We start from the raw sequence: 21,864 nt of genomic DNA, 5'->3' as shown, positions 1-21,864 counted from the left end.
TCTTAGCTATTCCAAACTTCATGAGAGATCATCCATGCTTCCAGTTCCATTGGTTCATCATTAACCTTCTCCGGTGAAAAAAGATTCTCATTTATCATCCAATCCTCCAACTCAAGAGCACTTTCAACTTCAGCTTCATTTTTAAAAAACACTAAATTAAAATAAAAATCTGTTGTCATCCATGATTCCAGGTTGAGATCATTGTCAAATTCCTGAACAGCGTAAAACTGAAAATTTGATCTTTCCCCAGCTTTTACAGGAACATCTGCTTTGTTATCAGTTGTTTCAATCATAGCAATAGCGATTTCGTTAAAACTACTATGAGTCAATAATTTTCTCCAAAATTCCTGAGCACTTACCGTAAAACTAATAAGAACAAAACTAATAATCACCGCTCCTGACCTTAAAATTGCTTTCTGAACATTGCTTTTTGTTTTCATGGCTTTTGTTTTTTGAAGGAAAACCCTTCGTTTTTGTTTTCTGTTGTTTTCTGTTTGTTATTATTTCCCGGCCTTTAATCCGGTTGGCTTTTCCGTTTGTAAGACGATGTTAATTTCAATTGGTTACAAAACTTAAAGAACTATTTTAAAAAAACTACTCTTTGTTACCTTGTTGTTTGCATTACAAATATATGTATTTTTTCAGGTACTATGCAACACATAGTACTAATTTTTTCAAAATTATTTTACTCATTGAATTTAAATCTCTGATTTTAAGTTAATTAACAAAAAATGAAAATTAACTTTTTTTTTGAAAAATACATTTTCAGTAGAAAAATTAAAGAAACTAATGACTATTCAATTACCTGATCGCAAAATAAAGACTCAATAAAAATTTCAGTTTCTGTACAAATTTACATTTACAGGTAAACATTCTATGTGTTAATATCTTCTTGAAATGTTGTTAACAAGTCCCATGAAATGTTTAATAAAATTCTTTTTTAGATTTTGGCAGTAATATTGAATATTCTGAACTTAGCTCACTTCTTTTTAAGAAGTTACTACATTTTTTAGGGCGTCAGAAGAAATGGAGAAATTGATTTTCAATATATTATGCAGGCATTCGAAGTTTATGATCAGGATTAAACAATTTAAATAAAAAATTAACCTCTAATTAATATTTATTATAAATAAAACAGTTTCATTTGCGGAATAATAGTTGCCTAAACAATTTTACTTAAAAGCGGTTATTAATCGGCAAAGATTAAGAAAAGAAAAATGGGTAATTTTAGCTTGATAAACAAAGCACCGGCTTGTAAAACAGCTTTTCCCAAAAACTACAAACCAAACAAAACGCCCATCAATTTATTACATAAAAGCAAATATTAGATGTATAATAAAGTATTCATTTATTTATTTATTTATTTTAATTCAAATCCAATTTCTATGATTAAAAAAATTAGTTTTTTAATAGTAGTGCTCATTATTTCATCAGCTACTATTATGCAAGCACAGGTAACTACATCCAGTATGAGTGGACGTGTTACTGATGCTGAAGGAGCTGTAATAGGTGCAACGGTGATTGCTACACACACCCCTTCAGGAACAACTTATGGTACTGTAACCAACGTGGAGGGCCGATTCAACCTAAACGGTATGCGTGTAGGAGGACCTTATACTGTACAAGTTACTTTCATTGGATATGGTGCACACACACAAAACAACATTACGTTGAGTTTAGGTGAAAACTATGTAATGAATGTTGTACTCTCGGAAGAATCATTATCATTAGATGAAGTTCTTGTTACGGCAGCCCGCACAAAATTCTCTAATGAGAAAACCGGTGCAGTGACCAATATCACAAACGACCAGATAGATAATTTGCCTACAGTAAACCGTAGCATTATGGACATTACCCGCCTTTCTCCTTATGGAGGTGATGGTATGAGCTTTGCTGGCACAGATGGTCGTACGGCTAACTTTACAGTAGATGGGGCGAATTTTAACAATAACTTCGGTTTAAGTGATGCTCTTCCTGGCGGAGGTAACCCAATCTCGATTGAAGCTATTGAAGAATTGCAAGTTGTAATTGCTCCATACGATGTGCGTCAAACTAACTTTATTGGTGGTGGTGTAAACGCTATTACAAAATCCGGTACAAATACCTTTAAAGCCAGTGCATATACTTATCACAAAAATGAAAACATGCGCGGAAATGCTGTTTATGGGCAGGAAATAACAGGAGCACGCGAGAAAGACCGTAATACAACATACGGTTTCACTGCAGGTGGTCCGATTATCGAAAACAAATTGTTTTTCTTTGTAAACGCTGAAAAGGCAAAAACACCAACAGTTGCCAATCGTTGGAGAGCTTCAACCGATGGTGTTGCTGATCCAGACAATTATATCTCCCGCACAACGGAAGACGACCTTCAGACTGTTTCTGATTTTGTAAAAAATAAATATGGATACGAAACAGGGTCTTACACCAATTTCCCTGCAGATGAAAGCAACACCAAACTGCTTGCTCGTATTGATTGGAATATCACAGACAAACATCGTTTAGCATTACGTTATAACTACACTAAAAACACTTCATGGAGACCTCCTAATTCATCTTCTATGGACGGAGGTACTCGTATGTCTGAGGCAAGAATGTCACAGGCTTCAATGTCATATGCCAACTCGATGTATTCAATGGACAACCTTGTTCATTCGTTCTCTTTTGACTTAAATAGTCGTTTATCAGAAAACATCTCTAACCAATTACTGGCAACATTCTCAAAACTTGACGATGTTCGTGGAACAAATTCTTCTGAATTTCCTTTTATCGATATTTTAAAGGATGATCAGGCATACCTTTCTTTAGGTTACGAGTTGTTTACCTGGAATAACGGTGTTCACAACAATGTATGGAACATTAAAGATGAGATAACTTATTATTTAGGTAATCATAAAGTTGTTGGCGGTATTGCTTATGAGTATAAGATGGCTGATAACTCTTATATGCGTAACGGTACCGGTTACTATCGCTATAGAAGTCTTGATGACTTCTTAAACGAAGAAACACCTGAAATTGTAAACTTAACTTATGGTTATGATGGAGAGAACAACCCAGCAGCTCGTGTAAGAAGTAACAAAATTGGAGTTTATGTTCAGGACGATTGGAGTGTTAACGAAAGATTCAAACTTTCGTACGGTCTTCGCATTGATGGACTTATCTTTAACAATAATGATTTGATTACGAATCAAGCTATCAAGGAACTTGATTATTCTGGTCGCAGCATTGATACCGGTGAATGGCCTTCTGCCAATATCATATTCTCTCCTCGTGTAGGTTTCGTATGGGATGCGTCTGGCGACAAGAGTTTGAAAGTTCGTGGTGGTACCGGTCTATTCTCTGGTAACTTACCACTTGTATTCTTCACAAACATGCCAAGCAATGGTGGTATGGTTCAATACCAGGCACATCTTAATGCTAATACTGAAGTCATTGATGGTTACACTGGTCCTTATATTGAAAATAATGATAAAAAGTATATTGATATGTCACAATTTTCCGGTGGTCTTGTAACGGATGCCAACGGAAATGCTAACATTGCAGCACTATATGATAAATTGGCAAGTTTAGGTTATCCTACAACGATTTCCCCTGAAGATGGAACACTTCCTTCTTCAATTGCTGGTATATCTTCAGATTTTAAAATGCCACAAGTATGGAAAACGTCATTTGCTGTTGACTATGCATTCCCAACATCTTTCCCGTTCTCTGCAACAGTAGAAGGAATCTTCAACAAAACGATAAACGGTGTTTCTATTTCCGATTGGAGTATTCCATCAGTAGGTGGTTTTGCTCGTTTTAACGGTGTTGACAATCGTCCGATTTATCCAGCTGGTTATCGTACCGGCACAAAGGCATTCGTGTTAGACAATACAAGCCGTGGTTATGGTTGGTCAGCCAATATCACTTTAAATGCTCAACCAACAGAATGGCTCAGCATGATGGCTGCCTATACACACACAGTTGCTAAAGATGTAACCGGCATGCCAGGATCTAATCCGGAATCTGCATTTACATACGTTCCAACAGTTGAAGGTCCTAACAACATTAAACTGCACAATTCTCAATACACCACACCCGATCGTCTTGTGGTATCGCTTACTGCCCATGACAAGAGCGGGAACCACTATGGTATTATCTACGAAGGATGGCGCGGTGGAGCCAACTACTCATATATGACGGTTAACGATATTAATAGTGACGGATACAACTACGACGCAATCTATGTTCCAACTGACGAAGAAGTGACAAACAACGAATTCCGCTTTGTTTCAGCAGACGATCAAACTCGTTTTATGGATTATGTGCATGGCAATGATTATTTGAAAGATCAACAAGGCAAATATGCAGAAGCCTACAGCGTTTACTCTCCATGGGTACATCGCGTCGACTTCAACTACAAACATGATTTTTCTCTCAAAGCAGGTAATAACGAACACAAACTGCAACTTAGCCTTGATATCAAAAACGTGATGAACCTCTTCAATTCTGATTGGGGTGTGGCTAAATATTTGAATCCGGAAATTGGTTCAGAAGCTCGTATCCTCAAGTACGAAGGTGTTGATGCTGACGGTGTGGCTACATTTTCTACACCTGCTTCAATCCACGGTAATACTAAAACATTCACGCCAAGTTACTCATTGGGTCAAACCTGGTATGCTTCTATTGGTATCAAATATATTTTCAACTAATTTAAAAGTATAGACAAAATGAGATTAAAATATTTATTCCCGATATTTATCGCAATACTTGCCTTGATGACAAGTTGTGACGATGAAGAAACAGTGACATTGCTTAAAGAAATTCAGGTATCGTCATCTTACGTGTCTATCCCTGTAGATGGTGGTTCTACATCCATTACTGTAACAGCTATCGATAGCTGGACAGTAGAAAGCGATATTGAATGGCTGACTATCTCTTCAACCTCTGGCAGTGCCGGAGAATCGACGCTTACATTTTCGGCAGAATCTGCCTTAGATGGTCGCACGGCAGAGCTTTCAATTCAATGTGGAGACGCAACTCAGAGAATTAATGTCGTCCAGGGTTTGGCAACAATTGCATCTGCCACATGCCAGGAGGTTATTGACGGACCTGAAAGTAAAACTTACCAGGTAACCGGAGTTGTTACAGCAATAACCAATACAACCTACGGCAACTGGTATTTAGAGGATGAAACAGGTTCTATTTATATTTATGGTACTCTTGATGAAGGTGGTAATGAGAGAAACTTTTTAAGTTGGGGGCTTGAGGTAGGTGATGAAATTACTGTTCAAGGACCCAAAACGGTTTACAATGGGGTTGTAGAGTTGGTAAATGTAACTGTTGTCAATATCAATAAATCACTTGTAAAAGTTGATTCGGTACAAAACGCAACACTTCCTCTCGATGGCGGTGAATTTGTTGCATACGTTACCTGTAAAGGAGAAGGTCTATCAGTAGAAATTCCTGATGATGCCAAGTCGTGGCTATCCATTTCATCTGTCCAAACAGTAGGAACCAATTCTGTTGTGACATTCAAAGCTGAAGCTAATACTGAAGGAGATCGTGAAACCACTCTAACATTCAGCACTACTGATGGAACTAAAAACTATACAGCACAAACAACGCTGAGCCAGGCAGGAGCTATTATTGATGCAACTATTGAAGAATTCCTTGCTGCTGAAGTTGGCGGTACAAAATATCGTTTATCAGGTGTTATTACCGATATTAGCAACACTACATACGGCAATTTAGATATACGAGATTTCTCTGGTGAAACTTTTGTGTATGGTATTGAAGATTTCCAGGACAAAGATTTAAAAGTGGGTGACATCATTACAATTGTTGGAGAACGTTCAGCATATCATGAGAGTCCGCAGGTTGGAAATGCTGTTTTGGAAGATGTTATTCCTGTTACTCCTGTTACTATCGCTGAGTTTCTGGCTAAACCAGAGGATTCCGATACTTACTATATGATAACCGGCGCAATTTCACTTATTGATTATGAACCGTATGGTAATCTATATTTGAATGATGGCGACAGTGAAGTTTATGTATATGGCTGCTACCCGGGTTGGGGTGCAACTGGCGATGACAGAAAAGGTTTGTTAGCTGCCAAAGGCATTGGAGTTGGTGATACACTAACGGTAATTGGTATAAGGACTAGCTATGACGGACAAGATCAGCTTGGATATGGTATTTATTTCAGCCACGTAAGTGCAGAATAAAATGTAATATTCTTCCATTGTAATTTAATGGAGTAAATAAAAAAGCGTGACAATCAATTTTGTCATGCTTTTTTTAGCTCTTAAAATGAACTAGTGTGTTACACAAAATCACTAACTGCAACATCCATAAAATCAGCAGAGCAACAGCTGATGACCTTATGAACAAATAGCTAAATTCTGAATATGTGCCGATGCAACCAACGGAGCTCTAACTCTCACCTTCCGGTGCACAAAATCAGATCTGAAATTTACTTTTGTGGAATAATAAGGTACTACAAAATATATAAAAAAAGCCGCTATATGTAGCTTTTTTTATGCTTCATTTCCAAACAATTAAAACGAATCGCTGTTTTTTATTACAGGAATTCTTATTTTTGCCGCCAATTTGATGGGGAAATTCAGGGAGAATAAAATGGAACAATTAGTGATTGATCAGATGTTGGAAGAGAAAGGATTTATCGAAGAAACGATTAATCCAAAAGTGAAACTGGTGGATGAAATTAACCAGCTAAAAAAAGAAAAGAATGCTGTTATCCTCAGCCATTTTTATGTGGAGGGTGAACTACAGGATATTGCGGACTATGTTGGCGACAGCTTGGGCCTGGCACAGGCAGCAGCACAAACCGAAGCAGAAATGATTGTTTTTGTTGGAGTTCATTTTATGGCCGAAACAGCAAAAATCATCAATCCTTCCAAAAAAGTAATTCTTCCCGATTTAAAAGCAAGTTGTTCTTTGGCTGAATCTGCACCAGCTGATAAATTTGCCGAATTCAAAGCCAAATATCCCGAGCACAAAGTTGTAACCTATATTAATGCTACAGCTGCATTAAAAACCATGTCAGACATTGTTTGTACATCGGCAAATGCAAAACAAATTGTTGAAAGTTTTCCTAAAGACCAGAAACTGATATTTGCTCCGGATAAAAACCTTGGCAATTACATTAACAGCATCACAGGTCGTGAAATGGTGCTTTGGGACGGTGCCTGTATGGTACATGAGCAATATTCTGTAGAAAAAATAATTGAATTAATGAATGAACATCCGGATGCTGAATTTATTGCTCACCCTGAATGTGAGAAGCCGGTTCTTATTCTTGCAAATCACATTGGCTCAACAACTTCGCTACTAAAATATGTTCAGAAAAGTGACAAGAAAAAATTTGTTGTTGCAACTGAAAGCGGCATCTTACATCAAATGACAAAAGCCTGCCCCGATAAAATATTTATCCCGGCTCCATCTGCTGATTCAACCTGCGCCTGCAACGACTGCTCTTATATGAAATTAAACAACTTACAGAAGTTGTACATCTGTTTAAAACACGAGCAACCAGAGGTAACGCTTTCAAACGAAATCATTGAAAAAGCCCGGATTCCCATTCAAAGAATGCTCGAAATTTCAAAGTAGCCAGAAATTTTGTATTTTCATTTCTCAAAAATCAGCTAAATGAAAATCAAAAGCCTTCTTCTTTTTACTCTATTTTTTCTGAATATTTCCGGGAAATCCCAGGAAAAACCATTTGATTTATATTTGCTTATCGGCCAGTCGAACATGGCAGGGCGTGGAACTGTTGAAGCCCGGGACACCATTATTCCTGAACGTGTTTTTACCTTGAATAAAAACAACAAATGGGTTCCCGCGCAAGACCCAATTCACTTTGATAAATCGGTAGCCGGCGTTGGATTAGGGCGAACGTTTGGTATTGAAATGGCCAAAACCAATCCGGAAAAAATTATCGGGCTTATACCCTGCGCAGTTGGGGGTTCATCAATCGAAGCCTGGACTCCCGGTGGTTTCCACGACCAAACCAACTCCTATCCATGGGATGATATGGAAAAACGACTTAAAATTGCCCTTCAAAAAGGGAAACTTAAAGGCATTTTATGGCACCAGGGAGAATCCGACTCAAATCCGGAAAAGTGTAAAACGTACAGCGAAAAGCTTGAAGTCCTTATATCTGAAGTAAGAAAACTTGCCGGAGATGAAACAATCCCCTTTTTAGCAGGAGAATTGGGGCGGTTCAAAATAAAAGAGAATTCAAAAAAATTTGCGAAAGAAGGCATCTCTCCGGCAAAAACCGTGGTAAAAGAAACCAAAGCGCTAATGAAAAAAGATAATAACGCTGCGTTTGTTTCTTCGCGAGGATTGCATCACAGAGGAGACAACACGCATTTCGACTCAAAATCTTACCGCACTTTCGGAAAAAGATATGCCGAAAAAATGACTCAGTTACAGAAAAAATAACCTCAAAGTGCCTGAAAGCAACATAAAACTGGCTAATGAATTTGCAGATGAGTACGATAATTCAATTGCGAAAAACAATTGGACCAGCCCGCAAATTCTTTTCAAAATGATTGAAGAAAGACTCCAACCCAAATCTACAATTCTTGATGTCGGGATTGGGACAGGAGAAAGTTCGGCACCGTTTTACCGGGCAGGCCACTCGATTACAGGAGTTGACGGCTCGAAGAAGATGCTGACAAAATGCAAAAGCAAAAACATTGCGGAGAGGCTGACTCAAATTAACCTTGAAACCGAATCGTTACCATTTTCAGACAAATTTTTCGACCTTGTAATTTCCAATGGAGTGTTCCATCTGATTTCTCCTTTAAATGATATATTTTCTGAAATCTCGCGGGTTCTAAAATACAGAGGCTATTTTGCTTTCACTTTTGAAAATGCAAACGATACTTCCGGCTACGATAAAATTGCTCCCGAAACCTGGGAAAACAAAACTCCAACCGGCGTTTTCACCTTCAAATATAACACCGGTTATATCTCTGAACTTTTGCAAAATAACGGATTTACCGAGATTAAACAATCAACCTTTCTGGCCTTTCAAAACAAGGAACTCCGGAAAGACTTCTATTTTACTGCAATTCTGTCTCAGCTGGAATAGAATCGGGATTATCGACAAGATTTTCAACTAACAAATTTTGTTGCGATATCTCGATTGCTCTTAACAGTGTTTTATCGATTTGTTTTATAATCGGATAAAAGCCTTCCTCACCAATAATATTGCGGGCGATGTATGCTTTCAATTGTGTTTTTATAATAAAACCAGACTCCTCAAGCCCGTCGGAGTCGCGTTTTACTCCCTGTTCCGTAGCATAACCAACAAAATCATTCAAAACATTATGGTCATCAAGATAGGTATCAAATTCATCTGCATCTGTAAACTGAGTTAATGTTTTCCTGTTCTGATCGGCGTAACGATATGCATAGGTATAAATAAGACCTTTCCTGTAAATTTTATTAAAATAATCAGAGTTTCCTGCCGTATCAGCCGGAACAAAAAAATCGGGCATAATTCCGCCACCACCGTAAACAATTCTTCCGCTTTTTGTAGTATATTTTAATGAATCGGCAAAATGTACACTGTCGGCAACCAGCTGCTCCATGCTGTGAAAACGTTTGTAAATATTATTGTAATATTCTTCATTGCCGTCGTCGTAAGGACTTTGGATACAACGCCCGCTTGGAGTATAAAACCGGGCAACCGTTAAACGGAGAGCTGATCCGTCCATCAACGGAATTTGCTCCTGTACCAGTCCCTTACCAAACGAACGCCGCCCAATCACAATTCCACGATCATTATCCTGCATCGCTCCGGCAAATATCTCACTGGCTGATGCGGAAAATTCATCGATCAGCACATAAATCTTCATGTCTTTCCAGGTAGCTTTTGCCGATGCATTGTAGGTTTTTCGCGGTTGATGATCCCCTTCAGTATAAAGAATAGGTTCTCCTTTCTGAAGTAACTCATCAACCATTCGAAGTACACTAACCAATGAACCGCCTGTATTTTGCCTCAAATCAATGATAACTTTTTTTGCTCCCTCATCCGAAAGTTTTTCCATTCCTCCCATATATTCGTCGTAGGTAGTTTCAGCAAAACGGCTTATTTTCATAAAACCTGTTTGCTCATCAATCATATACGAAACATCTATACTAAAAATCGGAATATCTCCCCTGATAATTTCAAAATCCAACTCCTCATTGTAGCCTTTTCGAATAATACCAACATCAACTTTCGAATTTTTCTCTCCACGTAATAAATTAAGTACCGTTTGGTTGGCAACATCATTTCCTGCAATAGTTGAATCGTTCACCCGAACAATCCGATCTCCAGGCAAAATTCCAACCTTACTTGACGGCCCACCTGAAATGACTTCTATTACACGCACGGTATCTTCCTGAATAGAAAATTGTACGCCAATTCCTGAAAAATTCCCCTGCATTTCTTCCTGCACTTCCTGCATATTTCTCGCCGGAATATAGGTTGTATGCGGATCAAGGTTTTTCAAAATCTCAGGTATCGTTTCTTCTACAATACTACTTGTATTTACACTGTCAACATAACCCTGATCAATCAAATCGAGTATGGTTGTAATTTTATTGGGGCGGCTAAAATTCATCCCGGCAAGCGTCGGATGGCTATTATTTTTTAGCATATTGCCAATTAAAATTCCAATAGCTATTGAAACACCTACCAATAAGGGTATAAATAGTGTTATCTTTCTTTTCATTTTCTTTAATCTTCTGAATCTGATTCTACTTGTTCTACTTCTACATTTGCTCTTCGCAACAGATTGATACCGTCTTCCAGTCGATAGTTTTCGGTAAAAACAACCCTTTTAATTCCTGCCTGTATAATCAATTTAGAACATTCCAGGCATGGTGATGAAGTAACATAAAGCGTCGCCCCGTCACTGCTGTTGTTTGATTTAGCAACTTTTGTTATTGCGTTAGCTTCCGCATGTAAAACGTAAGGTTTGGTTTTATTGTTTTCATCTTCGCAAATATTCTCAAAACCTGAGGGGGTTCCGTTGTAGCCATCAGAAATAATCATCTTTCCTTTCACGATAAGTGCTCCAACCTGTCTTCTTTTGCAATAAGAATTTTGCGCCCAAATCTCAGCCATTTTCAAATACCGCTGATCTAACAGTTGTTGTTTTCTATCTTTTGCCATTCTTTAATTGTTATAAAATGGGTATCCAATTTATCTGCGGGATTACAAAAGTAACATTGATTTTGTACAATTTGCTCATTTTAAAAAGGAAACCCTAAAGCAAAGGTCTAAATTTTAATTCTTTAACATTTACACAACCAAATTTTGAAATTGTTTTCATTTTTTGAAACAAAAAAACCGTTTCCAAAAGAAACGGCTCTCAGTAATCCATAGATCAACTTTAATTCGTTATCGTTCTATTCTTTAATCAACAGCCATATATCAGAATATTTCGGAAATGCCTGCCTTACCTGTGAAACCCGGGTACGTGCTTCCTGTTCATTTTTGTAAGAGTTTACACAAACCCGGTAGTAGCCGGTTTCACTGTGAAGAATAATTGGAGTAAAACCTTCACTTAAAAGTGTTTCACGATAATTTTTAGCATTCTCCAATTGGCTGAAAGAGCCAATGATTACAAAAAACGAGTTGGCTTCGTTGCTCACCCTGTCAGCTTGCTGCGTAAATGAAACCTGTTCCTTACGCATCGAAACGGGTTTTTCTTCTACCGCTTTGGATTCTTCCTTTTTGGTAACTGTTTCGGTACTGCTTGTTGGCACCGAAAACACTTTTGGCTGAGTTGTAGGATCGGTTGTATAAGGTGACTGTGCAGCCTGTTTTGTAGTTTTACATGCCGCCAAACCTATCACCAGTACGATTGAAATTGTAATTATTCGCTTCATTTTTAAAAAAATTTTCTTTTTTCATAACAAACGCACCAAGATACATAAATAGTTACCGTACGTTTTTACAAATGAACGCAAGTTTTGAACATACTATTGTTTGCAAATAACTAAAAATTGACTTAACGTTTACGTTTCCGGGAACCGGCTCCACCTCCACCAAAAAAGAACATTACTCCTAAAACAAAGCCAAAATTATACCAGCCTCCTGCATTGGGAAAGGCATAAATCTCGTAATCGGTAAACAAACTGGCTAAAAAACTGAACAAAAGAATAAATCCGTGTAGTAGCCCTTTAAAAAAACCGGGAGGATCAACAATGTCGGCAACAGAGTGAGTTGCGCAACTTGTCATAAACAAAACTGAGCTTAACAGAATAACAAGAAGAAAAATTATTTTTTTCATCGCGTATCGATTTAAGTTAAATTTTCAATTTAGAACAAATTTATGACGAAATGCACAGAATAGCAGCCGATTTTAAAGATGCTTTTTCAAAAAATCAAGAAACCTGGTCTCTGTTAAATATTCGTTCTGCATAACAAAGTATGGATTTTTCATTACCGGTTTATTGTATTTCATTCGCTCAAGGTTGTCAAGCCGAACAACACTTCCCCCGAATTCTTCCACCAGCAATTGCCCCGGGGCTGTATCCCATTCCGAGCATGGTCCGGCTTTTAAATACATATCAGCCTCTCCAAGGATAATAGCAATTTGTTTGATTGAACTTCCCCTGTGTATAATTTCAATTTTATATTCCTTTTTTATTTTATCGATTAGCTCTTTTTCCTGTGGTTTAAAAAAAGAACGACTTGTAATAATCCTTAATTTTTCCGGACATCTTCCGGGTTTTTCTATTTTCCTGACAATACCTTTTTTATCAAATTCAAAAATCCCCTCTCCTCTTTTACAATACCAACCACGTTTAGATAAAGGATGATAGATCCATCCCATCCGGGGGCTATCACCTTCAATTAATGCCAGGTTTATACAAAATTCACCATTTTGTTTAATGAACTCCTTTGTGCCATCCAGTGGATCGACTAAAAAAAATTCTTTCCAATCTTTACGAACAGAATAGTCTGGAATAGTGGTTTCTTCATCCAGAATTGGTATTTCCGGAAAAACCTTACTTAACTGTTCGTTTATTATTTTGCTCGACGCCTTATCTGCGCGGGTTACAGGTGTTCTATCGGTTTTTAACGAGGTTTTATAATTGTCACTTCTATACACCTTCAGAATTGTATCGCCTGCAGAAGCAAGTATGTTAAAAACAGATGTAAAATTTTTCTCTTCCATAAAAACAAACGGGTTATTGTAAAATTACCAGATGCCCGTTAAAAAGTAAAACATAAGCTTACAATTAGAAGCGATTTAATTGTTTCTTCACAAATATTATTCTGCGAATTCCCTTGAAACAAACTATATATTATGAAAAACAAGGCTTTTTATACAAAAGATATTTAACTACTTGAAAAACACGCAAAACTTAGTTTGAAATAATTATTTTTTTATCTGAATTTATCTATTTTTACGCCGTCATTAAAATCAAACCTTTATAGTCGAATTTTAATAAAAATAAAAATCATGGATCATAAAATGTGGTATGATACAGACAATGATATTCTGTGTCTGGAATTCACAAGAGATTATTTACTTGAAGACGTTGACCCTGTAATAAATAGAAGTATTGAACTCCTGGAAGGAAAACCTTACCGGCAAATGATGATTTTCATCAGCAAAACAGCTAAAGTTGAAAATCGGGAAACCCGGGAAAAAACGAGTCAGGCATTTGTAACCGCAAATATACAAGACGTTGCGTTTGTAGGGGGTAGCGCTGCCAACCGAATGATTGCCAAGGTGATGTTAAAAACCGGCGCCGTAAAAACACAAGGTGATTTTTTCAAAAGCAAGGAAAATGGAATTCAGTGGTTAAAAAGTAAAAGATAGAAAATGGAAAACAACTTAGATTTTAAAAACGCTAAAGAAAGAATCGAGCATATTGAAGACGTTTTATCTTCGGTTGCAGCCGGCGATTTGGATAAAAGGCTTCAAACTGACATTGAAGATGATTTGACAGGCATTGAAGAAGCGATTAACATTTTAATCGAGGACTTAACTTATGAGCTCAAACAGAGTAAAAAAATGAAAGAAGAACTTGAAGATAAGTTAAATAAAATTCAGGAGCAGCAAAAAACCATTATTCAGCAACAGGAAGATCTTTTGGAGCTTTCAAGTCCGGTTACAAAGGTATGGGACAATGTTTTAATCCTTCCTGTTATAGGTACACTCGACAGCCAGCGCACCCAAATTATGATGGAAAACCTCTTGCAAAAGATTGTTGAAACAGGCTGTACAATTGCCATACTTGATATCACCGGAGTCCCGACTGTCGATACCCAGGTTGCAAACCATTTGTTAAAGACGGTAACAGCGGCTCGCTTGCTTGGTGCAGATTGTATTATTTCAGGAATCAGCCCTGCAATTGCTCAGACTATTGTTCATCTTGGAATTGATCTTTCATCGATTAAAACAAAGGCAACATTGCAGGATGCGATGTTATTTGCCATGAAAAAGAATAATCAGCTTTTTGAAGGAAAAATACATTTGGAACATAAAGAACAGGAAGAAGACGATAAATGAATTTAGATATCCACGATAAAAAAATTCCTATAATCAAAATTCGTGATTTTTTGATTGTATCTATTCAGGTTGACATGCACGACAAATTAGCTGTTCAACTACAATCACAAATTCTTCACGAAATTGAAAGAACCGGGGCCAAAGGTGTTTTGATTGATATTTCAGTTCTCGAAATGGTCGATTCCTTTATTGGACGCATGCTTTCAGGGATGGCTTCGATGGCAGCCATTATGGATGCAGCAGTTGTAATAGTAGGGATGCAGCCTGCTGTAGCCATTACCCTTGTGGAATTAGGATTGGAGATGCCCGGTGTAGATACCGCTCTTGACATGGAAAAAGGAATGGAGATGCTTGAAAAAAAACTCAGGGAGAAAGAAAGCTAAATTAATTCGACTCGAATGCAGGAAATCATTTCAGACAATAACTGGAATAAACTGGGGATTTACCCGATTGTTGACGAACACGACATTGTAAAGGTGCGTTCAATAGTTCGCCAACACGCCAAAGACTTCAGGATGGGCATAGTTGAACAAACCCGAATAACAACAGCAATTTCGGAATTGTTAAGAAATATGTACAATTATGCCAACGGCGGCGATGTTGTTATAGAAAGTGGCCAAGTTGAAGAACATAATGCGCTAATTATTACCTGCATAGACAAAGGCCCGGGAATTGAAGATGTTGAACTGGCCATGAGCGATGGCTACACTTCCGGGATGGGGATGGGATACGGCCTGCCCGGAGCAAAACGGTTGGTGGATAAATTTGAAATCTATTCCAAACCGCAAAAAGGAACAACCGTGAGAATAATGAAATGGAAATAAACCGTGATCATATTTTATATCTTCAAATCGACAATGAATCGGATGTTGGTGTATGCCGGCGTAAAGCTGTCGGGCTAGCTAAAAAAATAGGGTTTGATGATATAAAAACCGGAGAGGTAGCCATTATGGTTACTGAACTCGTGACAAATGTCTTGAAACACGGGGGTAGAAAAGGAAAGATCCTGGTTTGTCAGATCGAAAACGAAAAAAGACAAAAAGCAATTGAAATTTGGTGTTGCGACATGGGTAACGGAATAGCAGATTTTAATCAATCGGTTACCGATGGATACACACAACAAGATTCACTGGGTCTGGGTTTGGGAACCATTCGAAGATTCTCCGACGAACTGGATATAAATCCAAAATCGGTTCAACAGCTATACGACAGTGGATTATCTGACCTGAAAAATTATAAACATTGTATCCGTTCACTAAAATGGGTTCCAACGAAACATTGGATCGGGACAAACAAAAACATAACAACAGGTGCAGCATCCCGCGCAAAACCCGGAGAAAAACTGAACGGTGATTCTTATGTGGTAAACCACTTAAACCAGACAGAAAGCGTTGTTGCCGTGATTGATGGCTTAGGACACGGTAAAGAAGCGAACATCGCTTCACAAATGGCGAAGGAACAGCTAATGCTTCGCCCGGAACTTCCTCTCGACGCTCTTATTCAGCATGTCCACAATGGCATACGGGGAACAAGAGGAGCCGTTATTGGGCTGGTATTCGCCGACACTCAAAAAAATAGACTACGATATACAGGAATCGGAAATATCGAAGGATTTTTGAGTACCTCATCGGGTAAAAAGAACCTGATTTCTTTTGGAGGAATTGTCGGACATAATATGCGAACTCCCCGGATTTTTGAATTTGACTTTAATCCGGGTGATATTCTTTGCTTAACGACCGATGGGATTACATCGCGCTGGAATCCAAGCGATTTAAACTGGAAAGATCATCCCCAACAAACAGCTGAATATATATTAAGAAATTTTTCAAGGCAAAATGATGATGCAACCGTTCTTATCCTCCGTTACAATATTTGAAGTCGGGAGGCTAAATATATTAACCGAATCGGATGTGGTTATTGCCAGAAACATAGGCTCACAACTGGCAAAAGAACTCTGCTTTGACAAAACTACATGTATAAGAATTGGAACAACAGTATCGGAATTAAGCAGAAATATTATTGAACATGCCAATCAGGGCGAGGTAAAGTTAATGATTGGTACCAAAGAAAATGATAGTTCCGGCTTGATCCTTATTTTCAAAGATGAAGGAAACGGAATAGAAGAGCTTGATAAAATAAAATCCGGGAATTTTGTGTCCAAGCACGGAATGGGCGTCGGGTTAACGGGGTCTCAACGATTAATGGATGATTTTCACGTTGAATCAGTACCCGGAAAGGGGACCACCATCACTGTTGCGAAATGGTTGCCGCAGTATTCAAAAAAAATGTCTGCCAAACGAATTTCCTCCATACAGCAAGCGTTTAAAGAATTTATTGCCCGGGGTGAGGATAGCATGGTTGACACAATCAACGCCCAAAACCAGGAATTACAATTTCTGTTAAAAAAACTACAGGAGCGAAACGAAGAAATTGAAACAATAAACAAAGAACTGGAAGAAACCAACAAAGGAGTAGTTGCTTTAAACCGCGAACTGGAAGACCGTGCAATTGCCATTGAGAAAGCCAAACAAGAGGCGGAAATGGCCAACAAAGCCAAAAGTGAATTCCTGGCAAATATGAGCCATGAAATCAGAACACCAATGAATGCAATTCTCGGATTTACTGAGATTCTCGAAAATAAAATAAAAGAGAAAAACTTCCTAAAATATCTGTCATCCATTTCTTCAAGCGGAAAAGCTTTACTGAATATCATCAATGACATTCTTGATCTTTCAAAAATTGAGGCCGGCAAAATGAATTTGCAATACGAACCGGTTAATCTTTTTTCAGTGATTAATGAAGTAGGCCAAATTTTTGATCATAAAACAAAACAAAAAAAAATAGACCTTTTTATCGAAATCGATCCGTCTATTCCAAAAGTTATTTTTCTTGACGATATCAGACTCCGACAGATTCTGTTAAATCTGGTTGGAAATGCCGTTAAATTCACAGATAAAGGTTTTGTAAAACTTTCTGTTGAAAAAGCTGTCTGTAAAACAGATAAACAAACCATTGATTTGCTGTTTCAGGTTGAAGACTCGGGGCTGGGAATTCCGGAAAATCAGATAACAAAAATCTTTGAAGCCTTTGAACAGCAAAAAAATCAAAATCTGAACAAATATGGCGGAACCGGGCTGGGTCTAACGATAACATCCCGTCTGATACATATGATGGGAGGAGACATCAAGGTGGAGAGTCAGGAGGAAAAAGGTAGTAAATTCAAAGTTTATCTTTATGATCTTGAGGTAAGTTCAATGGTAGAACCGGAACAAAAAAATAAAGAAACTAACATTTCAAGCCTTATTTTTGAACCTGCAACGATTCTTGTTGTTGATGATATTGCGCATAACAGAGAACTTATTGTAAGTTTCCTCGAAAAATATGAGTTAGAAATTTACAGTGCTGAAAATGGAAGAGAAGCAATTGATATTGCGACAAAATACAAACCCAATTTGATTTTGATGGATCTTAAGATGCCAATAATGGACGGTTTTGAGGCAACTTCAGTTCTGAAATCCGACGACAATTTAAAATCGGTTCCGATTATAGCACTCACAGCTTCGGCGATGAAAGAAGAACAGGACAGAATTTTGAAGTCGGGATTCGACCATTTTCTGCCAAAACCAATATCGCAAAAAGAACTCGTTCGGGAACTTTCAAATTATTTGAAATACAACACTTCCGCCTCAAATGAAACAGCAAATTCTTTCTTTGGTATTCAAAAACAAAAACTGAGTGAAGAAAACATTCAACAAATACCCAAACTCATTCCTGTTCTGGAGGGTAAATTAAAAAACAAATGGAACTCAATTCGCTCAACCTTTATTCTAAATGAAATAAATTCTTTTGCAGAAGAAATTAAAGCGGTTGCAGAAACATTTAAAATTAGCCAGCTTGTGGAATGGAGTGATAAAATTATTGAGCAAATTCAAAATTTAGATATGGAAAACCTACCCTCCACAATAAACCAATATGAAAATTTCATATCTGACCTAAAAAAACTAACCGATAAGAAAGGGGTACAAAATGAATAAAACCAATGCGAAAAAAAGTAAACAACCTGTAATTCTGATCGTCGACGATGTTCCGAGAAACATACAGGTACTCGGTGCTCTTTTAAACAAACTTGATTTTGAACTTGCTGTTGCGATGAACGGACAACAGGCTCTTGATACAGTATCAAAAATTAAACCCGACCTCATTTTACTTGATGTAATGATGCCGGTTATGGATGGGCACGAAGTATGCCGCCGACTCAAAAAAAATGAAGAGACCAAAGATATTCCCATTATTTTTATTACAGCCAAATCGGAATCGGAAGACATAATTACTGGTTTTGAATTAGGCGCTGTTGACTATATTACAAAACCATTTATTGGGAGTGAACTTATAGCCAGGGTAAAAACACATTTGGCATTAAAAACAACAAAAGAAACCCTGCAGGAAGAAGTCGTCACAAAAAACAAATTCTTTTCAATAATCTCCCATGACCTCAGGGGCTCCTTTGGTATCATACTCAGTTTTGTTCAACTTATACAGGAAAACAGGGAATATCTTTCCCCGGATGAATTAAATGAATTACTCGACGACATTGGAAAGACATCAAAAAATACACTGAATTTGCTCGAAAACCTTTTGGAGTGGGCACGTTCACAAACCGGTCGTATCAATTATAATCCTGAAGAACTTAAAGTGCATGATCTTTCTTCCAACATCATTCAATCTCTTCAGGAAATTGCATCAAATAAAGAAATTCAGCTGACTTCAGATGTAAATATGGATTACGAAGCTTTTGCAGATAAAAACATGGTTTTACTGGTTATCCGTAATCTGGTTTCCAATGCCATAAAGTTTACACCTAAAAAAGGGAATATTAAAATTAATTGTTCTGAAGATGATAATTTTATAAAAGTTGCGGTAACCGATTCCGGAATAGGCATCGAAAACGATAAAATAGAAAATCTATTTAAAATCGACATGAAAGTCTCAACACTGGGTACCGAAAATGAGCAGGGAAACGGTCTTGGCCTTGTACTTTGCAAAGAATTTGTAGAACACAATGGCGGAGAAATTGGTATAGACAGCAAATTAAATAAGGGCACTACCGTTTGGTTTACTTTGCCTAAAACCTGTTAGATTAAAACGTTTTTAGCCATTTTTCGTAAATTACACCAATGAAAAACCGGCTACAAAAATACAAAAACAGAGAGGCTGCTGTTGCCGGAAGGTTTTATCCCGGCACAAAACAAAAACTTCGCTCAGAACTTGAACATCTGTTTCCTGCTGCCAAAAAACGAAAAGATACGCCTTATCAACTGCAGGCTTTAGTCTCACCCCATGCCGGATATATTTTTAGTGGTGAAGTTGCCGCATCGGCATTTAACCAAATTCCCGAAAACAGCTCATATAAAAGGGTTTTTATAATTGCTTCAAGTCACCGGTATCATTTTAACGGAGGAGCTGTATACAACGCCGGTAATTACGAAACGCCGCTGGGCGAAATTGATGTAGATATCAGACTTGCGAATCAACTCATTCGTTCTTCAAAGGTAATTGTAGAAAAAAACGAAGCACATGAGCTGGAACACAGTCTTGAAGTTCAGTTGCCACTACTTCAATACAAACTGGGTAATAAATTTATGCTTATTCCCATTATTATCGGAACACACGATCCGGACGTTTGCAAACATCTGGCAAGCGCGTTAGAACCCTTTTTTAATCAGGAGAACCTGTTTGTTTTCAGCACCGACTTTTCACATTATCCGGCATACGCTGATGCCAACAAAATTGATTTTCTTACTGCGCAAGCCATTTGCGGCAACAATCCAAAAGAATTACTAACTATTTTAGACAAACATAAAACCCAAAATATAACCAATCTTTCTACTCCGCTTTGTAGCTGGCCTTCGGTTCTTACCTTGCTCTACCTGACAGAAAGCCAAAATTTTCTTTATGAAAAAATTGAATATAAAAACTCAGGTGATGCAGAAATATATGGCGACAAAAACCAGGTAGTAGGATATTGGGCATTGGCCTGCTATAAAAAAAACGAGGAGCTTTATATTACCGACGAGGAAAAATCAGAACTTCTTGAGAAAGCACGGACTGCTATAAACCATTTTATTAAAACCGGAGAAAAGGCAAAAACTGTCCCATCGGGTTCCACGGGGATTTTAAATGAAATTGCAGGCGCTTTTGTGAGTATTTACATAAACAATGAATTAAGAGGATGTATCGGTGGCTTTGCCCGAACAAAAACATTAAACGAAATGGTGCAATCTATGGCAGTTTCTGCGGCATGCGACATCCGTTTTGAAAATTTACAGGAAAAAGAACTAAACAATATGCAACTGGAAATCTCAGTTCTTACTCCTCTCAAAAAAATAAAGTCTATTGATGAAATAGAATTGGGAAAGCACGGCATTTATATTAAAAAGGGGCTAAACACGGGCACATTTTTGCCACAGGTAGCAAAAAAAACCGACTGGGATTTGGAAAAGTTTCTTGGACATTGTTCACGCGACAAAGCAGGCCTTGGCTGGGAAGGATGGAAAACAGCCGAATTATTTACCTACGAAGCCGCTATTTTCAAAGGATAAGTTACTCATTCAAAAACCTCCTGTAAAACTTTTAATGATTTTATTTCTCCCAGATGTTCAAAATGCAAATTATAGTACTCAATTAACTTTTCCAGGAGAGTTTCCCGGATTCTACGCGGAATTTTAAGTTCAGCAATTTCGTGAAACTTTAAGGTTGACAAGGTACAGAAATACGCTGTAACTTCCTTGTTCATAAACAAGGGATGAGAAGGTTCATAAGGAACAACAGTACCTTTTTTTAAATCAAACCAATTTTCAAAAGCCTGCCGGGTAGTGTCGGGAAAAAATCCAAGGTATTCAGTTAAACGATACAAAAAATACAAATGAAAATTAGCCAGGTTCTTTTCCATAAAATCAAAAAGCAGCAAGGCATTTTTTATAAAATCGAACATTTCCGGATAACTTTCTTCTTCATTAATGGTTTTGTAAAGCATTTCAGCTAAAAAAACCGCTTGTGTTGATTTTACTATATCAAAAGGAATATTTTGATAAACCGGTGTATTTTTAATTTCTTTTGTTCGCTGAACTTCCCTGCTTTGTTTCTGATAAGTTACCAAATCGACAAGAAAAAGCGGCTGTAAAAATCCGGCTTTTGTTTTTGATTTCTTTTTTCTGACCGAATTTATAATAAAACTTTGCCGGCCAAACTCCCGTGTAAAAATAGTAGCGATAACACTACTTTCGCCATACTTAATCAAGCGTAAAACAATACCTTCTGTCGAGGCCAGCAT

20 protein-coding genes are annotated in these 21,864 nt (G+C 37.6%); 13 read left to right on the top strand and 7 right to left on the bottom strand.

Going from position 1 to position 21,864, the window contains the following annotated elements:
* Nucleotides 1–2 precede the first annotated feature (2 nt).
* On the bottom strand, nucleotides 3–440 hold the full coding sequence (locus tag GM418_RS11950) for a hypothetical protein (RefSeq protein ID WP_158866364.1): 438 nt from the start codon (nucleotides 438–440) through the stop codon (nucleotides 3–5).
* 888 nt (nucleotides 441–1,328) lie between these two features.
* On the opposite strand from GM418_RS11950, the gene GM418_RS11945 reads away from it, so the two are divergent.
* The 5 genes from GM418_RS11945 to GM418_RS11925 all read left to right on the top strand — a co-directional run bounded on the left by GM418_RS11945 (nucleotide 1,329) and on the right by GM418_RS11925 (nucleotide 9,103).
* Nucleotides 1,329–4,691, top strand: a complete 3,363-nt coding sequence (locus GM418_RS11945; RefSeq protein ID WP_217447777.1) for a TonB-dependent receptor — start codon at nucleotides 1,329–1,331, stop codon at nucleotides 4,689–4,691.
* Between the two features lie 18 nt (nucleotides 4,692–4,709).
* A complete protein-coding gene (locus tag GM418_RS11940; RefSeq protein WP_158866361.1) occupies nucleotides 4,710–6,206 on the top strand; it encodes a BACON domain-containing protein in 1,497 nt (498 codons plus the stop codon).
* 412 nt (nucleotides 6,207–6,618) lie between these two features.
* Nucleotides 6,619–7,611 carry a quinolinate synthase NadA gene (gene nadA, locus GM418_RS11935; protein ID WP_158866358.1) on the top strand — a complete coding sequence of 331 codons (993 nt, stop codon included), beginning with the start codon at nucleotides 6,619–6,621 and terminating at the stop codon, nucleotides 7,609–7,611.
* Between the two features lie 39 nt (nucleotides 7,612–7,650).
* Entirely contained in the window at nucleotides 7,651–8,448 is a 798-nt protein-coding gene (locus GM418_RS11930) for a sialate O-acetylesterase (protein ID WP_158866355.1), read from the top strand.
* Between the two features lie 7 nt (nucleotides 8,449–8,455).
* Nucleotides 8,456–9,103, top strand: coding sequence for a class I SAM-dependent DNA methyltransferase (locus tag GM418_RS11925; protein ID WP_158866353.1), 648 nt, complete (start codon nucleotides 8,456–8,458; stop codon nucleotides 9,101–9,103).
* On the opposite strand, the gene GM418_RS11920 is transcribed toward GM418_RS11925, so the two are convergent.
* From GM418_RS11920 to GM418_RS11900, 5 genes are all read right to left on the bottom strand, one after another.
* Nucleotides 9,075–10,733, bottom strand: coding sequence for a S41 family peptidase (locus GM418_RS11920; RefSeq protein ID WP_158866350.1), 1,659 nt, complete (start codon nucleotides 10,731–10,733; stop codon nucleotides 9,075–9,077). The genes GM418_RS11925 and GM418_RS11920 overlap by 29 nt on opposite strands.
* 5 nt (nucleotides 10,734–10,738) lie before the next feature.
* Complete coding sequence (locus tag GM418_RS11915) at nucleotides 10,739–11,176, bottom strand: deoxycytidylate deaminase (protein WP_158866347.1); 438 nt, start codon at nucleotides 11,174–11,176, stop codon at nucleotides 10,739–10,741.
* Between the two features lie 236 nt (nucleotides 11,177–11,412).
* Nucleotides 11,413–11,895, bottom strand: a complete 483-nt coding sequence (locus GM418_RS11910) for an SPOR domain-containing protein (RefSeq protein ID WP_158866344.1) — start codon at nucleotides 11,893–11,895, stop codon at nucleotides 11,413–11,415.
* 122 nt (nucleotides 11,896–12,017) lie between these two features.
* Nucleotides 12,018–12,299 carry a hypothetical protein gene (locus tag GM418_RS11905; RefSeq protein WP_158866341.1) on the bottom strand — a complete coding sequence of 94 codons (282 nt, stop codon included), beginning with the start codon at nucleotides 12,297–12,299 and terminating at the stop codon, nucleotides 12,018–12,020.
* A 72-nt stretch (nucleotides 12,300–12,371) separates the two neighbouring features.
* On the bottom strand, nucleotides 12,372–13,190 hold the full coding sequence (locus GM418_RS11900; protein ID WP_158866338.1) for a 3'(2'),5'-bisphosphate nucleotidase CysQ family protein: 819 nt from the start codon (nucleotides 13,188–13,190) through the stop codon (nucleotides 12,372–12,374).
* Nucleotides 13,191–13,478: 288 nt separating this feature from the next.
* Here GM418_RS11900 and GM418_RS11895 point away from each other — a divergent pair, with 288 nt between their 5' ends.
* Genes GM418_RS11895 through amrB form a run of 8 tightly spaced genes read left to right on the top strand, consistent with a single transcriptional unit; the run spans nucleotide 13,479 to nucleotide 21,133 of the window.
* Nucleotides 13,479–13,841: a DUF7793 family protein gene (locus GM418_RS11895; protein ID WP_158866335.1), complete on the top strand. Its 363-nt coding sequence runs from the start codon at nucleotides 13,479–13,481 to the stop codon at nucleotides 13,839–13,841.
* A 3-nt stretch (nucleotides 13,842–13,844) separates the two neighbouring features.
* Nucleotides 13,845–14,534 carry an STAS domain-containing protein gene (locus GM418_RS11890; protein WP_158866332.1) on the top strand — a complete coding sequence of 230 codons (690 nt, stop codon included), beginning with the start codon at nucleotides 13,845–13,847 and terminating at the stop codon, nucleotides 14,532–14,534.
* Nucleotides 14,531–14,917, top strand: coding sequence for an STAS domain-containing protein (locus GM418_RS11885; RefSeq protein WP_158866329.1), 387 nt, complete (start codon nucleotides 14,531–14,533; stop codon nucleotides 14,915–14,917). Before GM418_RS11890 ends, GM418_RS11885 begins: the two co-directional genes overlap by 4 nt.
* A 15-nt stretch (nucleotides 14,918–14,932) precedes the next feature.
* Entirely contained in the window at nucleotides 14,933–15,358 is a 426-nt protein-coding gene (locus tag GM418_RS11880) for an anti-sigma regulatory factor (protein ID WP_158866326.1), read from the top strand.
* The gene (locus GM418_RS11875) at nucleotides 15,349–16,410 is read left to right on the top strand and encodes an ATP-binding protein (protein ID WP_158866322.1); all 1,062 of its coding nucleotides are present in this window, start codon (nucleotides 15,349–15,351) and stop codon (nucleotides 16,408–16,410) included. Before GM418_RS11880 ends, GM418_RS11875 begins: the two co-directional genes overlap by 10 nt.
* Nucleotides 16,370–18,568 (top strand): ATP-binding protein, encoded by a 2,199-nt coding sequence (locus tag GM418_RS11870; RefSeq protein ID WP_158866318.1) that lies wholly within the window; start codon nucleotides 16,370–16,372, stop codon nucleotides 18,566–18,568. Before GM418_RS11875 ends, GM418_RS11870 begins: the two co-directional genes overlap by 41 nt.
* The gene (locus GM418_RS11865; RefSeq protein WP_158866316.1) at nucleotides 18,561–19,670 is read left to right on the top strand and encodes a hybrid sensor histidine kinase/response regulator; all 1,110 of its coding nucleotides are present in this window, start codon (nucleotides 18,561–18,563) and stop codon (nucleotides 19,668–19,670) included. The genes GM418_RS11870 and GM418_RS11865 overlap by 8 nt, the downstream gene beginning before the upstream one ends.
* Nucleotides 19,671–19,708: 38 nt before the next feature.
* Nucleotides 19,709–21,133 (top strand): AmmeMemoRadiSam system protein B, encoded by a 1,425-nt coding sequence (gene amrB / locus GM418_RS11860; RefSeq protein WP_158866313.1) that lies wholly within the window; start codon nucleotides 19,709–19,711, stop codon nucleotides 21,131–21,133.
* 5 nt (nucleotides 21,134–21,138) lie between these two features.
* Here amrB and recO read toward each other — a convergent pair whose 3' ends face one another.
* The gene (gene recO, locus GM418_RS11855; protein ID WP_158866310.1) at nucleotides 21,139–21,864 is read right to left on the bottom strand and encodes a DNA repair protein RecO; all 726 of its coding nucleotides are present in this window, start codon (nucleotides 21,862–21,864) and stop codon (nucleotides 21,139–21,141) included.

This window comes from Maribellus comscasis (assembly GCF_009762775.1).
Lineage (GTDB): Bacteria > Bacteroidota > Bacteroidia > Bacteroidales > Prolixibacteraceae > Draconibacterium > Draconibacterium comscasis.
Note: the sequence above shows the minus strand (reverse complement) of the source record. Positions and strands in the feature narration are given on the sequence as shown.